Source organism: Streptosporangium sp. NPDC053982 (genome assembly GCF_055585205.1).
Window position 1 is genome coordinate 12,339 of the sequence record NZ_JBVJKQ010000017.1, and the last position, 13,998, is coordinate 26,336.

Consider the following 13,998-nt stretch of genomic DNA (forward strand, 5'->3'; position numbering starts at 1 on the left):
AGATCTCCCCTCGTCACCGCGAACCGGCCGGCCGGCGACCCCGGCCGGGGGCCGCAGAAGCAGCGAACTCCCAAGTGGAACGCTATCGCCGCGCACCGACAATGCGGGGACCGCCTCGGCCCCCGGAAAGGACGGTCCGGACGGGTCACTCGCCGGGATCCTCCCGCAGCACCAGCGCCGCGCCGCGCACCTTCGCCAGGGCGGCCCTGGCGTAGGCGGGCGAGGCCCCGGCCAGCCCGCAGGAGGGGGTCAGGACGACCTGCGAGGCGAGCGTCGCGGCGGGGAAGCCGAGGCGGCGCCAGAGCTCGACGGCGGGCCGGGCGACCACCCCCACGTCGGGCAGCGGGGCGTCGGTCCCGGGCACCACGCCGAGGAACAGGGCCGTCCCGGCCTCGATCGCCTCACCGATCGCGTCCTCGTCACGCCGCCGCAGCAGGGCGGCGTCCAGCGAGATCCCCCGGGCGCCCGCCGTACGGAGGAGCCTGAGGGGAACGTCCGGGGCGCAGCAGTGCACGACCGGGAACGCCCCGGCGGGCAGCACCGCGCCCAGCCGTTCGGCGGCGACCTGGGCGTCGACGGCCGGCAGCCGCCCGAAGCCCGAGGCGGTCGGCACCGTGCCGGCCAGGACGCCCGGCAGCCCCGGCTCGTCGAGCTGCAGGACGATCTCCGTGGCCCCGGGCACCCTGCGCCGCACGTCGGCGAGGTGGGCGGCGAGCCCCTCGGCGAGGGAGGCGGTCAGGTCGCGCACCGCGCCGGGGTCGGCGAGCGTCTTGTCGCCGTGCCGCAGCTCGATCGCCCCGGCCATCGTCCACGGCCCGGCCGCCTGGATCTTCAGCGGGCCCTCGTACCCCTGCGCCGCCTCCTCCAGCGCGTCGAGGTCGCGCCGCAGGTGGTCACGGGCCCGTCTCAGGTCGCGTCCCGGCCGGTCGGTGAACCGCCACCCGGACGGCTGCACCTCCACCGGCAGCTCCACCAGCAGCGAGGCGGTCCTGCCGACCATGTCGGCGCCGACTCCGCGCGCGGGCAGCTCCGGGAGGTAGGGCAGGGCGGGCAGTTCCCCGAAGACGACCCTGATCGCCTCCTCGTGCTCCTCCCCCGGGTGGGATCCGACCCCGGTGGCGGTCGCCTCGCCCCACGGATACTCGCTCATGCCGCTCCTCGCCGCGTTCCTCCGCGAACCGGACGGCCGCCGTCGCGTCCGGCGGCCCGTCCTCGCACGACAGCAGCTTAGGGCGGCCCGGTGGCGTCCCCCGACCGCCCGGCGGTGCCGCCGCGCGAGAACGGGCCGGCCCGCGACGGTCCACCGGCCGCCCGGCCACCTCCCCGGGCCGCCCGGTCGTGTCCCGGGGCGCTCCCCGGGACACGACCGGGGATTCGGGCGTCGGCATGACGCCCCTTGATCGGGTTGAGTAGTGTTTCGCCCGGTATTCACCCAGCCCGGGGGGACACATGGTGATCAGCCGGACACTAGCCGTCGTGTCGCTGCTGGCGGCGGCCGCGGCGGCCCTGGGGCCGCCCGCAGCGGCGCGGGCGGTCCCGGCACCCGAGAGGCCGCCCGCCGCGCGGGCGGCCGAGCCCAGGCAGTGCGCGCCGAAGCCCGGCACGAAGAGCATCGCCGAGCCCTGGGGCCAGCGGCGGCTCAGCCTGCGGGACGTGTGGCGGCTGACCAAGGGCGCCGGGATCACCGTCGCGGTCGTCGACAGCGGGCTGGACACCACGCATCCCCAGCTCGCCGGGGCCGCCGTGTACGACGTCACCGGCACCGGGACGCGCGACTGCGACGGCCACGGCACGGCGGTGGCGGGCATCGTCGCCGGGCGGCAGCGGAAGGAGTCCCCGTTCTCCGGGGTCGCGCCGCAGGTCAGGCTGATCTCCGTCAAGCACACGGACGGCGACGAGGGCGAGGTGGGCAACCTGGCCCGGGCCATCGCGCGGGCCGCCGACCTCGGCGCCGACGTGATCAACGTGTCGGTCCGGGCGAGCGACCAGCCCGACCTTCGCACCGCGGTCACCTACGCCCAGGCCAAGGGGGCGGTGATCGTGGCCGCGGCGGGCAACTCCGAGAACAACGACTCCACACCGGCCTACCCGGCCTCCTACCCCGGCGTGCTGTCGGTCGGCGCGGCGGGCCCCGACGGGCGCCGTACCGACTTCTCCAACACCGGTTCCCCGGTCTCCGTCCTGGCCCCCGGCGAGGGGATCACGAGCACCTGGCCGTGGGTCACCTACCGGGAGGACCTGCGGGGCACCAGCTTCGCCGCGCCGTACGTGGCGGGGGTGGCGGCGCTGGTCCGCGCGTACCACCCGGAGCTGAGCGCCGAGGCGACGGTACGGCGCATCGCGATGACCGCCGACGGCGGCACCGGGGCGGGCGTCGGCGCCGGGATGGTCAACCCGCTGCTGGCCGTCACGGCCGTGCTGCCCTCGGAGGCCGTCGCGCTCGCGCCGCCGCCGCCCGTCCCGTTGCCGCCCGGCGCGATACGGCCGGCGCCGGTGAAGGACGTCCGGAGCATGTCGATCGCCGGGTGGGTCGCGCTCGGCTCGTTCGCCGCGGCGGGCGTGGTCGTCGTGGCCGGCGTCGCGATCCCGGCGGGGCGCCGCCGGAGGTGGCGGGCGGGGGCGCTGGAGAACGGGGCGTGAAAGAGATGTGAATTATGTGAATTTCGTGACGCACGTTTGGTTCGATAGTACTAGACCGCCAATCAGCGGTTTTGATGGCAAGTTGAGCCAGAAGGAGTGAAATGGGCGATTTAAACCCATTACTGGCTGAAGATCCAGAGCGTATAGGTCCATACGTTCTCGTCGGCCGTCTCGGCCGCCTTCAGCCCCCCGTTCATCTGGGTCACCTGCCGGACGAGGACACCCTGCGCGCGATCCGGATCCTGCCTCCGCGGCCCGGGATCGACCCCGGCGCGCGAGCGCAGATCACCGACGGCCTGGAGGCCGTCAGGCGGGTCTCCGGCGCGCACACCGCGAAGCTGATCGAGGTCGGCTGGGACGGCGACACCCCCTATGTCGTGCGCGAGCACATCGAAGGACGCTCGCTGCGCGAGGCCGTGACCGCCGACGGTCCCCTGACCGGCGACGCGCTGGAGCGGCTCGCCGTCGCCACCCTCACCGCGCTGACCGCCGTCCACCTCTCCGGCATGACCCACGGGGGCCTCAGCCCCGACACCGTGCTCCTCGGCCCCGACGGGCCGCTCGTCTGCGACATCGGCCTCGGCGTCATCGGCCCCGAGCCCGACTACCGCGCCCCCGAGCACATCCAGGCCGAGCTCACCCCGGGGACCGGCGCCGTCCCCGGCAGGCCGGCCGACGTCTTCTCCTGGGCCGCCACCGTCCTGTACGCGGCCACCGGACGTTCCCCGTTCGGCGGACAGCTGGACAGGCTCATGAACGGCCCGGCCAACCTGGTCGGCCTGCCCGCCGACCTGGCCGGCCTCCTCGCCGTCTGCCTGAGCAAGCGCCCCCAGGAGCGGCCGGACACCAAGGCCGCCATGCTCCGCCTGCTCGGCGAGCAGCAGGTGCCCCAGATCACCGGGGACGACTGGCTGCCCGAGGCGCCGCAGGCCCCCGTACCGGGCCGCCCTGAGGCCACCCTCCCGCAGCCGGCGGTCCCCTCCGGCTGGGGCGCGCCGCCGCTCCCCAGCGACCCGCCTCCGCCGGACCCGCAGGGGCCCGTCGTGATGCAGCTGGCCCCCGAGCCCGAGAAGCGGCCCAGGAACGGCAAGCTCTCCGTGGCGCTGGCCGCCTGCGTGGGCGGGGCCGTCCTGCTGTCCGGCGCCGGGATCTGGGCTGCCGGGCAGTACACCTCGCTCGGCAGCACGGAACAGGTCGCGGCCCAGGGCGGCGACGGCCACTCCGGCCTGTCCAGGGTCGCGCAGGGAAACGGCCAGGGCCAGAGCCAGGACCAGGGTCAGGGTGACGGCGGCGGCGACACCGGCGGGTACGGCGACCAGGGCGGGATCGGCGACCAGCCGACGGCCAAGGTGACCGTGCCGTGGAACGCCACGGTCGATCCCCAGGTCCCGGACGTCTCGCCGATGAAGCTGGCCACGGAGACCCCGCTCCCCCCGCCGATCCCTTCGATCACGGCCTATCCCACCGCGCCGCCCGTGCCGGTGCCCACGGCCCCGGCCCAGCCCACGGCACAGCCGACGGCCCCGGCCCAGCCGACGGCACAGCCCACCGACGGCAATGGGAACGGCAACGGCCACGGCAGAGGGAGGAACCACAACAAGCCGGAGGTCGACCCGACACCGGCCCCCACGCCGCCGCCGAGCGGTCCCGCGACGCCCCAGCCGACCGACGGGGGTTCCCCGGCGCCCACGGCTCCGGAGACGCCCCAGCCGAGCGGACCCGCCACCCCGGTGCCCACGGCCCCGACGACGCCCCAGCCGAGCGTGAGCCCGACGTGGATCCCCACGCCGGTGCCCACGGCGACCGCCACGCGGGCGCCCAGGCCGACGCACACGCCGAGGCCGACCTGGTCGCCGAGGCCGACGCGCACGGCGGAGCCGAAGCCCACCAGGACCTGGTCGCCCAGGCCCACCTCGTCGCCGAAGCCGACCCGTACGGTGGAGCCGACACAGCCGCCCAAACCGACGTGGTCGCCGAAGCCGACCCGTACGGCGGTGCCGACGGTGATCCCGCCGGCCCCGACGAGCCGGCCGTCGACGAGCGCCCCGGAGAGGCCGACGCCGCCGACCCGTACGAACCCGTACTCCCCCGAGAAGGTCTGCGGGGCGGGCTTCTACGTGCAGCGGTCGGTCCCGTTCGCCGGTGGGACCGCCTACCAGCTCTACAACTCCTCCAACGGCCTCAACTGCGCGGTCACGATGAAGACCGCCAACGTGGGCGTCGCCAGCCCGGTCTGGGCGACCCTGGAGGTCCAGAACGGCGAGAGCAAGACCGACCGGGGCAGCTACGAGTTCTACGCCGGGCCGGTGATCCTGTCCGGCAAGGGGAAGTGCGTCCGCGTCAGCGGCGGCTCCTCCACCGGTGACACGAGCTCCGGCTGGGCCAACTGCGGCTGACACCCGCGGACGCCGTGACCGCCGGCTCCCGGCGGTCACGGCGGACCTCCCGGCCCCGGGCATGAAGAGGCCCGCCTCCCCTCCACCACGGTTCGGTGGAGGGGAGGCGGGCCTCGCCGGTTCCGGAGGCGGACGGAGAGGCGACCCGCCGGTTCCGGGGCCGGGGTCACGGCGGGGCCGGGGTCACGGTGGGGCCGGGGTCACGGTGGGGCCGGGGTCACCACTTCTCCGTCAGGTCGCGCAGGGTGCGCGCCAGGTCCGCGCCGATCGCCTCGAACTCCCGGCGGGCGCGCTCCATGTCCAGGGCGACCGGCGCGCCGCCCGTCGCCGCCCTGAGCAGCTCGTCGTTGCGGCGCGCCGCCTCCTCCTGCGCCGCCCGTACCGCCTCCGTCGCCGCCTCGGCCAGCTCCGCGGTACCCATCCGCGCCGCACGCGCGTCGAAGGCGATCCGCCGGATCCGGCCGGCGCCGTCCACCTCCGCGCGGACCATGCCGTCGGCGGCGGTCCCCTCGCCCGTCACGGCCGCGAGCTCCCGCTGGGCCTCCGCCAGCCCGGCCATCACCCGCTCGCTGTGCCGTACGACCTCGTCGAGGTCCTCCGGGCTCTCCACGCGCGGGTTCTCGGGGTCGAATCTCGTCATCTGGCCGGCTCCGGAGTCTCTTGCCTGGGGGAAAGCCACTGGAAGCCCGCACTCGGCGGGAGGCCGGGCACGTTCCCGGCCGGTGGCGGGGGCTGGGGCGCGTTCCCGGGCGCGCCTCCGGGCGTCTTCCCGGCCGACGGCGGGGGCTGGGGCGTGTTCCCGGGGGACGGCGGCTTCTGGAAGGACGGCAGGTCGCCGATCCTGATCTCGGCCTGGGTGAAGTCGATCCGCGCCGCGCCGGTGGGTTCGAGGTTGTACATCTGGAAGATGGCCTTGCCGCCGAAGTAGACCGCGAAGCCGCTGGCCACCACCTCGACGAGCTTCCACAGCGCTCCTGTGGAGACGCCGATGATCTGGGTGGCCAGGGTGCCGAGCATCCGGAGGTTGAGGGCCGCCGACCCCGCCCAGGGCGTCAGGAGCATGGCGGCGGCGATCGTCGCGAGGAGCAGGAACGTCGCGGCCAGCCGGGCGATCGCCACCCAGTAGGCGCGGTAGGCGTCGCCGATCTCGTCGACGATGCCCGCGATGGTCTTGATGTAGCCGCGCATGCTCTCCAGGCCCTCCTGGAAGTGCCGCACGGCGTCCTCGTACGCGTCGCGGTCGTCCGCGATCCAGCCCTGGGAGCCCGTGGTGAGCAGGGCCGCCGAGTAACTCTTGACGGCGGTGTCCAGCCGTGAGTGCAGGGACTCCCAGTTGTTGTAGACGTCGGCCATCCCGGGCACGTTGGCCACCGCGGTCGCCGCGATCACCACACCCGCGTACAGGGTGGGCGCCAGCCGCGACCCCTTCTGCAGGCTACTGATGATCTTGGAGGCGTCGGTCATCACGGTCTTGGCGTTCTTCGCGGCCACGCCGGGGGACGGCCGGTAGGGCGACGGGGCCCGGTGCCGCCCGCCCCCGGACGGCCACCGGTGGGCACCCCCGCCGGACGCCTGGGGCGGCCGTGACCGCTGCGGCTGCTGCGGCGTCCAGGTCGCGTGGGAGGGCTGCGGCGGCGGCCAGGCCGGCGGCTGCGGGGGCGGCGTCCAAGTCGTCGGCTGCGGTGTGGCCGGCTGCCAGCCCGGCGGCAGCGGAGGGACGCCCGCGGCGCGCGCCGACGGTGGGATGTCGTTCATCTCGCGGGCCCCGTCACCGGTAGACGACGACGCTGTGCGACTCGGCGGTCCACCAGTTCCGCTCGGCCCGCTCCAGCAGTTCCAGCCACGTGTCCAGCACCTCCAGTGCCTCGTCGAACTTCTGGACGACGTCCCGCCGGATGTCCCGGTAGCGGATCCCGACGACCACCTCGCCGCCCGCGCCCCAGCCGAAGGGACGGAGGGCCTCCGGGCCGGTGTCCCGCAGGTCGGTGCTGTGCACCATGTCCCGCATCTCCCTGATCTCGGGGATCAGGTCGTCGCGGATCTCGGTGCGGACGCTCCGGATCGCCGCCGACGTGACGTGTATCTCCTGCCCCATGACCCCTCCCCGTGATCAACGCCGTTCCGGGACATCTCTACCACCCGCCCCGCGCCCTTCCGGAGGTCACGACGGCCTGTTCAGGAGGCTTTAGGCACTCCGAAACCCCGGGGCCACAGGGCGTTCACCGGCCCCGCCGGTGATGCCGTGCACCTGATCGCGCTTCTATGCTGTCGGCTACCGTCACACCGCGACGCGGAGGTGGAATGCAGACCCGTCGTGATCTCTACCAGGCGTACAAGCTGATGACCCAGCGCCTGAGCATGGCCCTGCTCCAGGGCGAGCCGGACCTGCCGGAGACGCCCACGCGCCGGCACAACGTGGCCATGTTCGGCTCCGCGCTGGTCGCGGTGGTCGTGGCGGCGATCTTCGGCATCCTGGGGCTGCTCCGACCCGGCAGCGCGACCGCGCTCACCGCCCCCGGGACGGTGCTCGTGGAGGAGGAGTCGGGCGCGGTCTTCGTCTACAGCGCCCCCAAGGAGAAGCTGATCCCGGTCGACAACGTGACCTCCGCCCGGCTGCTGCTCGGCGAGCAGCAGGTGAAGGTCCGCGCGGTCAGCGCGGCCTCGCTCGCGAAGTTCCGGCGCGACGCGATGGTCGGCATCGTCGGCGCCCCCAAGTCGCTGCCCGCCCCCGACCGCCTGGTCCGCGGCCCCTGGACGGCGTGCGTGGCCGACGGCGTGGACACCGGCAACGAGCGCAGGCCGTACACCACGCTGCTCGGCGGCATCGACGTCGGCGGCGCCCCGATCGAACAGGGTTCGGCCGTGGTCGTGGAGGAGGGCGGCCAGGCCTGGATGCTCTGGTCGAACCGGCGGATGCGGGTCCCGGCAGAGGCGGTGCGGACGATGACCCCCGGGCGGCCCCGGCAGGTCCCGGCGGCCTGGCTCAACGCGCTGCCCGAGGGGCCCGCCTTCCGCGGCCCGGACATCCCCGGCCTCGGCCGCGCCGTGGCCGGGCCGGACGGGAAGCGCTACCGGGCCGGCACGGTGTTCACGGTGCCGCCGGTGGCCGGCATGACCGTCCGCTGGTACGTCCTGCTCCCCGACGGCCTGGCGTCCCTCACCCCGGCGCAGGCCGCCCTGCTGCTGCAGAGCCCGGTCATCAAGCAGAAGGCGTACCGCGGCGCGTCCGCCCGGCCGATCGAGCTGGACGCCGCGACGGTGAACGCGACGAAGGCGTCCGCCACCGATCTCGGCACCTCCGACCTGCCCTCGGCCATGCCCAAGATCACCACGGTGTCCGGCTCGACCCCGCTCTGCGCCGTCTACTCCGGCACCGAGAAGGGATCGACCCGGGCGGTGCTGACGACGGGCGCCGCCAAGCCCATCCCGCAGCCGCCGAAGGGCTGGTTCAACCAGGAGCTGGCCGACCAGGTGCTGCTCACCCCCGGCTCGGCCGCCCTGGTGGGCGTCCTGCCCGGGGAGGGGAGGCTGGACGCCGTCGGGCCGCTCTACCTCATCGGCGACCAGGGACGCCGGCACGCGATCCCGTCCGCCGACCTGCTGCCCAACCTCGGGTACGGCCAGCAGAACATCGCGCCGCTGCCGGCCCACCTGCTGCACCTCATCCCCGAGGGGCCTGCGCTCGACCCGGAGGCGGCCAGGAACCCGATCCAGGCCGCCCCGCCGGTGACGGCCCCGCCGCAGCAGTGAGCACGGCGTCCGCCCCGGCCTTCCGAACGTGCTTCCGGGCGTCGCGGTCCTCCGGACCGGGACGCCCGGGGCGGGCGGCGGCAAGGGGGACCCGGAGGGCGGTCAGACCTCGGCGCCGGTCGGCAGCGGGGGCGTGCCGCCGGGCGGGCTCCCCTGTCCCGGCTTCGGGGTGAGGCCGAGCCCCTTCTGGTACTGCAGGCCCGCCTGGGTGAAGTCCGGGGCCTGGCCGGGAGCGGTCTTCATGCCGAAGAACAGCGCCCGGTGGCTGCTCTGCAGAGAGTTGACCGCGGCGAAGATGGAGGCGGCGGCGGTCGCGAGCACCATCTTCCGCTTGACCACGGCGTTGACCACGGCGTTGATCTTGCCGACGATCTGGAGGATCGCGAACTGCACGGTCGCCATCAGGACCGGGGGGAGGAGCCTGGCGGCCTGGAAGGCCACCCCGAGCCCGAGCATCACCGCGGCGACGTTGCCGGCGAACACGGCCGCGGCGTGGTAGGCGTTCCCGGTCTGGTCGGCGCACTCGCCCGCGGCGTGGCGGTACCTCTTGTTGTCGTCCAGCGCCGCGAGGAAGGAGTCCGCGGCGGTGTTGAAGGTCTCCGCGGCCTCGCCCTCCCAGTGCTTGTTCTCCTTGACCTGTTTCTTCAGGTTCTTGATGTCGGCCACGATCCGGTCGAGGTTCTCCGGCGAGCCCTCCTTGCCCTGGTCGCGCCAGCCCTCGGCGGCCTTCTTCATGCTGCCGGGGTTGGAGACCAGGAGGCCGAGCGCGACGGGGACGGCCAGCGCCTGCTTGCTCCTGATCAGCCCGGCGGCGACGACCGTCGCCGCCACGGACGCCGTGAACAACCGGACGTCGTTCTCATACGCCACGAGGCGCTCCTTCTTCCGCCCTGCCGACTCTCACCGTCACGCCTCGTGACTGATGACCGAGGGGGCGATGTCCATGTCGTCCTCCCAGTCCTGCTCGCTCCCGCGCAGCAGCCCCGAGGGCTCCCTCTCCTCGTCCTTGCCGCCGGGTGCGCCGCCTCCCATGGGAGGCATCATCGGCATGCCGCCCATGCCCGGTGCGCCGGGCGCTCCGGTCACGCTGGGACGCACCGCCTGCGACAGGGAACTCCCGCCGTAACCGCCGCCCTGGCTGCCGCGGTTCTGGTTGCCCTGGTTCCCCTGGTTGTTCTGGTTCTCCTGGGAGTTGCCGGGGGGCTGGCCCTGCCCTCCCGGGTCGCCCGGCCAGTTCGGCGGCACCGCGTTCTGGAGCTGCTGGGCCTGCCGGGCCTGCTGGGCGAGCAGGTCGTTCGGGTCGTAGCCCGCCAGATGCGTGGTGTTCGGGGTGTAGCGGGAGGGGTCGACCTGGTCGCGGCCGGGGAGCGCGCCGTTGAGGTCCGGCACGTTCGGCGTGGGCACGTTCGGAGTAGACGTGTTCGGGACGGGCACGTTCGGGACGGTCGTGTTCGGGTCGGGGATGTGCGGACGGGGAAGGTCGGCGCCGGGCATGTTCGTCCCGGGGGCGCCGGGGCCGGCCTTCGACGGATCCGTTCCGGGCGGGACGCCGTCCAGACCGGGAACACCGGAGCCGGGGCCCGGCAGCCCGCCGTTCAGGTGCGGCGCGGGCAGCCCGCCGCCCGGCAGTCCGCCGCCCGGCCCCATCGACCCGGGGCCGGTGGGAGAGCCACCGGAGGGCGAGCCGTTCAGCAGGGATTCGATGTCGGGCCGGCCGGAGGGGGATCCCGGGCCGGGGTCCTTGTCCTTGCCGCCCCCGCCGGGGTCCTTGATCTTGCTGTGCTCGTCGGCGTCCTTGTAGAACTTGTCCGATTCGGCCAGGGAGTGCTGCCACGACTCCAGCGTCGCCGCGGCGGCGTCGAGCGCCGTCGCGCCCTCGTTGCACGCCTGCGAGTGGGCGCTGTCGATGCCGATGCCCAGCACGCCGCAGCCGGGCCAGTCGAAGGTGAAGCCCTTGGTCCGGGTGGAGAGGTCCTTGAGAGGCTGGACGTGCTGCCCCATGGAGCCGCCCAGCTCCTTCACCTTGCCCTCGGTGAAGCCGACCTCCCGGGGGGCGCCGCCGCGCGCGGCCTTCTCACCGTTATCGGCCATGACCACCGTCCTCTTCCGTGCGGCTTTCCGGATGGTCTCCCCGGAACCTCCGGGTAAGCGATCACCCTACCCGCGTCGGATCTTCGGTGCCCGCCGTACGGCCCGCTGCCCGCCTGCGCCGCCAGACGGGCTCCGGCGGCGTCCGCGGCCGCCGTCAGGGCGGTGGTCTCCAGGGCCGGATCACGGCGGACGGCGACGCCTCAGCAGAGCAGCGAGGGCCCCCCGCCTTCGGCGGAGCCCCAGACGTCGTCGACCTCCGAGATGGGGATGCCGGAGCTCCGCTCCTCCTGCTCCCCCTCGGCTCCGGCGCCGCCGCCCATGAAGGGCGGGATCATCCCGGGGCCACCCGTCGTGCCCCGGGACAGCACGGCGGAGGTCACTCCGTTCGGGTTCGAGCCCCAGCCGGAGCCGTTCCCGGGGCCGAACCCGCTCCCCGGGCCGTTTCCGGTGCCGGGGCCGCCGAGGATCGGCGGGACGTTGGTCGTGACGTTGGGGAAGGCGGTCACGTTCGGGTTCGGGGTCACGGTGTTGCCGATCACCGGGTTGGGGTGCCCGAACGAGTTGTACGGCGAGACGGTGTTCGGGGGCGTCTGCGGGTTGAAGTTCGCCATCTCGGTGGTGCGGTCGTACCGGGAGCCGTTCTCCCCGCCGATCACGGACGGCACGGTGCCGTCGCCGTCCCGGCCGGTGCCGTTCGCCCCGGGCCCGTTCGCGCCGGCGCCGTTCCCGCCCGGGTCGTTCGCACCCGGGGCGTTCGTCCCCGTGTCGCCGGGCGCGTGGGAGCCGGAACCGTCCGTGCCGGCGCCACCGGAGCCGTCCGTGCCCGAACCGCCGGAACCGGAGCCGCCGCCGTTCGTCCCGTTGCCGCCGTTCCCTCCGTTGCCGCCCGAACCCGAGGCGTCAGAGCCCGAGCCGCCGGAACCGTGGGAACCGGAACCCGAACCGGAGGAACCCGAACCGCCGGACCCCCCGGGCCACGAGGAACCGCTCGGGTCGTACCCGCCGCCCGAGCCGTTCCCGGAGAAGATCGATCCGTTGTTCGGCGAGCCGTCCGAGTAGCGGGTGGTCCGGTAGTCGCCGGGCCCGCCCGGCAGTTCCACGACCGGCAGCTCGTACGACACGTGCGGGGGGACGTACGAGGTGTAGAGGTCGACGATCTTCTCGTTGAGCTCCTTCAGCACCTCGCGCGCCGCCCGGTCGGCCTCCTCCGGCGTCAGGATCGTCTCCCCGGAGGGAGTCGTGCCGGGAGCGGGCGTGGTCGTCGGGGTGGGGGTGGCGGTCGGCGACGGCGACGAGGTCGCGCGGGGCGTCCCCCCGGGACTCGGGGAGGGACCCGGGGTGGGGGTCGGCAGCTTCGGGTCGGGGATCTTCTCGATCTTCGCGATGGCCTGGGGGAGGTACTCGCCGCCGTAGAGCCGCAGGGTGGTGGACATCTGGTTCATCTTCGAGGACAGCTCGGCGCCGGTGGCGTGCAGCATCTGCAGCGCCTTCTGCACCTCCTTGGCCGCGTCCCCGCCCCACACCCGCGACAGCTCGGCCGCGTTGCGCTGCAGGGCGCCGCAGACGGTGTCGATGGTGCCGGCGGCCTTCCCGTAGGCGAACCCCGCGTCGTTGACGGCGGTCGCGGAGGTGTCGTTCAGCAGCCTCTGGATCTCGCTCTTGCCTGCGGAGACCGTCCCCGCGTCCGGAACCGCGCTATAGGACCGGATCAGCAGAACCTTGGTTTCGCTTCCCACAGCACCTTCCCCTGCCCGCTTATGCCCCGTGTCCCGCCTCAGCCGCCGTTGGCGTGGCGGGCCCCGTCGTACTCGTCGGCGTTCGCCCTGATCGCCTTGATGGCCTCGTCCAGCCGCTGGGCCAGGAGGCCGTACACCTTCCACAGGGCCTGTGCGCCCTCGTCGCCACTGGACTTGCCGACCGTGTGGGCGAAGGCCTGCGCCGCGCTCCAGGAGCCGATCTCCTTGGAGGTCAGCTCACCGTTCTCGCTGACGCCCTGCACCGTCCCCGTGGTGTAGCCCTCGGAGTAGGCCGGGCCCTTGAGCATCCGGGCGTACTCCTCCAGATCGCTGGCGATCGCCCGCATCTTGGAAGCGCTGAACTCCGCGCCGGGAGAGCCGTCCAGACCGGGCCAGTTGGGGTCGACCCAGAGCGCGCGGTCGTTGCCGCCGTCCATGGCGTCCTTGCTGGTCATGATCACCCCTTGTGGAGAGGCCGGGTCGCGGGCCGCGTGCCCGCGACCGGAGACGGACTGTCCCGGTCACCGCCGCCGCGGTGACCGGGCGGAGACCGGTGTGCCGGTCGCGTCAGTGGCTGGACCAGATCGCCTTGTTGCGCGCCTCGGCGGCCCGGTAGTTGTCGTTGGCGACGCCGAGGGCCACCGCGGCCTCGTGGAGCTGACGGCCCATCTCCTGCTCCGCCCGGTCCCACTTGGCCCGGTGCTCCTCGAAGAACTGCGAGGCCCCACCGGACCAGGCCTGCTCGCCCAGGGTCTGCCGGAGCTTGGTGACCAGGTCGTCGGTGGCCTTGTCCATGTCGGTGACGACCTTGAGGAGCTGCTCCTGGACCCGCTCCATGTGGCCGAAGTCGACCTTGGTGTAGTCACCCGCGTTGCTGGACATTCGACTCTCCTTATTCTGACCGTGTACGGGGACGCGCTACCGGGGGGGAAGGTTGATGAGCGAGTCGACCCGGTTCATACCGGACTGCACATCCTGGTCGGCCCCGCTGTAGGTGACGGCGTTCTGGCCCATCCGGTCGGCGATGTCCTCCAGGTCACGCCGGATGATGAGAGCCTGCTCGTCCCACTTGGTCATGGCCTGCTGGAACTTGACGGCCGCCGCACCGAGCCAGCCCGAGGCCGTGAGCTCCTGGGTCGTGGTCGCGACGCCCCTGCGCAGACCCTCGACGAACTGCGCGGTGTCGACGACCTGGGTCGCACCCAAGTTGATCTTCTCTGGGCTCGCACCGTAAAAATCCACCGGTCACCTCCGTGACATGGGGCTACCTCTTCGTCACGGCGCCGCGTCCTCGCGCCGGCCCCGTGGCGCATTGGTCACACAGAGCGACAAAAGGAACTACCCCCGCGAACATCATCGAATGGCATGCTAGCGATCTAGAGCCC

13 protein-coding genes are annotated in these 13,998 nt (G+C 73.6%); 3 read left to right on the forward strand and 10 right to left on the reverse strand.

What is annotated here, in order from left to right:
- Nucleotides 1-145: 145 nt before the first annotated feature.
- Nucleotides 146-1,150 carry a methionine synthase gene (locus tag ACZ6W9_RS28925; RefSeq protein WP_389959734.1) on the reverse strand — a complete coding sequence of 335 codons (1,005 nt, stop codon included), beginning with the start codon at nt 1,148-1,150 and terminating at the stop codon, nt 146-148.
- Nucleotides 1,151-1,476: 326 nt separating this feature from the next.
- On the opposite strand from ACZ6W9_RS28925, the gene mycP reads away from it, so the two are divergent.
- Together mycP and ACZ6W9_RS28935 are read left to right on the forward strand one after the other, a co-directional pair.
- A complete protein-coding gene (gene mycP / locus ACZ6W9_RS28930) occupies nt 1,477-2,640 on the forward strand; it encodes a type VII secretion-associated serine protease mycosin (RefSeq protein ID WP_389959733.1) in 1,164 nt (387 codons plus the stop codon).
- A gap of 101 nt (nt 2,641-2,741) precedes the next feature.
- Nucleotides 2,742-5,036 carry a serine/threonine protein kinase gene (locus tag ACZ6W9_RS28935; protein WP_470120562.1) on the forward strand — a complete coding sequence of 765 codons (2,295 nt, stop codon included), beginning with the start codon at nt 2,742-2,744 and terminating at the stop codon, nt 5,034-5,036.
- A gap of 217 nt (nt 5,037-5,253) precedes the next feature.
- Here the strand turns inward: ACZ6W9_RS28935 and ACZ6W9_RS28940 are convergent, their stop codons facing one another.
- The 3 genes from ACZ6W9_RS28940 to ACZ6W9_RS28950 are packed head-to-tail and all read right to left on the reverse strand — an operon-like array spanning nt 5,254 to nt 7,131.
- Nucleotides 5,254-5,676 (reverse strand): YbaB/EbfC family nucleoid-associated protein, encoded by a 423-nt coding sequence (locus ACZ6W9_RS28940; RefSeq protein WP_362939116.1) that lies wholly within the window; start codon nt 5,674-5,676, stop codon nt 5,254-5,256.
- Nucleotides 5,673-6,791 (reverse strand): WXG100 family type VII secretion target, encoded by a 1,119-nt coding sequence (locus tag ACZ6W9_RS28945; RefSeq protein WP_470120564.1) that lies wholly within the window; start codon nt 6,789-6,791, stop codon nt 5,673-5,675. The genes ACZ6W9_RS28940 and ACZ6W9_RS28945 overlap by 4 nt, the downstream gene beginning before the upstream one ends.
- A gap of 13 nt (nt 6,792-6,804) precedes the next feature.
- Entirely contained in the window at nt 6,805-7,131 is a 327-nt protein-coding gene (locus ACZ6W9_RS28950; protein WP_389959725.1) for a hypothetical protein, read from the reverse strand.
- Between the two features lie 206 nt (nt 7,132-7,337).
- Here ACZ6W9_RS28950 and eccB point away from each other — a divergent pair, with 206 nt between their 5' ends.
- A complete protein-coding gene (eccB, locus tag ACZ6W9_RS28955) occupies nt 7,338-8,786 on the forward strand; it encodes a type VII secretion protein EccB (protein ID WP_470120567.1) in 1,449 nt (482 codons plus the stop codon).
- A 102-nt stretch (nt 8,787-8,888) separates the two neighbouring features.
- On the opposite strand, the gene ACZ6W9_RS28960 is transcribed toward eccB, so the two are convergent.
- The 6 genes from ACZ6W9_RS28960 to ACZ6W9_RS28985 form a co-directional block, all read right to left on the reverse strand.
- Nucleotides 8,889-9,656 (reverse strand): hypothetical protein, encoded by a 768-nt coding sequence (locus ACZ6W9_RS28960; protein ID WP_389959720.1) that lies wholly within the window; start codon nt 9,654-9,656, stop codon nt 8,889-8,891.
- Between the two features lie 36 nt (nt 9,657-9,692).
- Complete coding sequence (locus ACZ6W9_RS28965) at nt 9,693-10,877, reverse strand: hypothetical protein (protein ID WP_470120569.1); 1,185 nt, start codon at nt 10,875-10,877, stop codon at nt 9,693-9,695.
- Nucleotides 10,878-11,077: 200 nt separating this feature from the next.
- The gene (locus ACZ6W9_RS28970; protein ID WP_389959715.1) at nt 11,078-12,613 is read right to left on the reverse strand and encodes a WXG100 family type VII secretion target; all 1,536 of its coding nucleotides are present in this window, start codon (nt 12,611-12,613) and stop codon (nt 11,078-11,080) included.
- Nucleotides 12,614-12,651: 38 nt separating this feature from the next.
- Nucleotides 12,652-13,068: a hypothetical protein gene (locus ACZ6W9_RS28975; protein WP_389959712.1), complete on the reverse strand. Its 417-nt coding sequence runs from the start codon at nt 13,066-13,068 to the stop codon at nt 12,652-12,654.
- Between the two features lie 112 nt (nt 13,069-13,180).
- Complete coding sequence (locus tag ACZ6W9_RS28980) at nt 13,181-13,495, reverse strand: WXG100 family type VII secretion target (RefSeq protein WP_362939092.1); 315 nt, start codon at nt 13,493-13,495, stop codon at nt 13,181-13,183.
- Nucleotides 13,496-13,531: 36 nt separating this feature from the next.
- Nucleotides 13,532-13,855 carry a WXG100 family type VII secretion target gene (locus tag ACZ6W9_RS28985; RefSeq protein ID WP_362939089.1) on the reverse strand — a complete coding sequence of 108 codons (324 nt, stop codon included), beginning with the start codon at nt 13,853-13,855 and terminating at the stop codon, nt 13,532-13,534.
- Nucleotides 13,856-13,998: the final 143 nt, after the last annotated feature.